The following is a 1,148-nucleotide window of genomic DNA, read 5'->3' as shown; positions in this document are numbered from 1 at the left end:
TGTGCCATCTGGGCCTACTGGTGTAGTTCCTGGTACATGTGGAATCACTGGAAGATCAGTACCTGGTTTGCTTGGATCTGTTGGATCGTTTGGATATGGAAGGTTTGGTACTTTTGGAAGTCCGTCTGGTACATTTGGTACGTATGAACCAAGTTTGCTGTACTTAACTGTTTCTTCGCTATCCTTATCATCAGGAGTCACTGTCTTCGCTGCTACATTNGCCTTATCTGCCACGAATCCAGTTACGACTGGTGTAGCTTCTTGGGCCAATTCTTTCGTAGCTGGTGTCCATGCAGTGAAGGTTTCCTTACCAGTTACACGGTTACGTTCACCTGTACGTGTGAAAGCTGCTTCTTGAGTTACTGGAGCTTTCAGAGCTGGACGACCCGCTGTTTGACCATCTGCGTATTCGTACTTGATGGTACGTGATACTTTCTTGTTGAGCTTAGCTGGGTCTGTAATCTTCTCTGTACCTTGACGAAGAGTAACGGTGAAGGTTTGATCCTTCTTATCGTCATTATCGAAGGTCTTAGGTCCTGCGAACTCATCCGTTACAACTTCATAGCCCTTGTCTGTCAATTCTTTCAGACGAGCTGCGTAGTTGGTTGTACCGATTGGCTCACCTGACTTACCGCTTTCAACTACCTTCGTCAATTCCTTATTACCGTCAGTTTGGTCTACGAAGCTGATAATCGCTTTTTGACCATCCTTCACGAAGTTGATTGGTGTATCCTGAGTTGGATCACTTGGAATTGGTGGTGGGTTGTATCCCTTGCTTGGATCGCTCGGATCTTTCGGTGTCAATGGTGTAGTACCATCTGGACCTACTGGTGTAGTGCCTGGTACATCTGGAACTACTGGAAGGTCAGTGCCTGGTTTTGTTGGATTTGTTGGATCATTTGGATATGGAAGGTTTGGTACTTTTGGAAGTCCGTCTGGTACATTTGGTACGTATGAACCGAGCTTCTTGTATTGTACAACTTCTTCGCTATCCTTATCATCAGGAGTCACTGTCTTCGCTGCTACATTAGCCTTATCTGCCACAAATCCAGTTACGACTGGTGTAGCTTCTTGAGCCAATTCTTTCGTAGCTGGTGTCCATGCACCGTAAGTCTTCTTGTCAGTTACACGGTNNCGNTCACCTGTAC

The 1,148-nt window shown here is 46.0% G+C and carries 1 protein-coding gene; it reads right to left on the bottom strand.

Translation table 11 applies throughout. The annotated features are described in order from the left end of the window. Positions 1 to 1,148, bottom strand: a 1,148-nt coding sequence (locus D8790_RS10625) for a mucin-binding protein (protein WP_514133005.1), incomplete at both ends; no start/stop codon positions are given.

The organism is Streptococcus cristatus (assembly GCF_003943535.1).
GTDB lineage: Bacteria > Bacillota > Bacilli > Lactobacillales > Streptococcaceae > Streptococcus > Streptococcus cristatus_L.
This window is presented reverse-complemented; position numbering and strand designations above follow the sequence as displayed.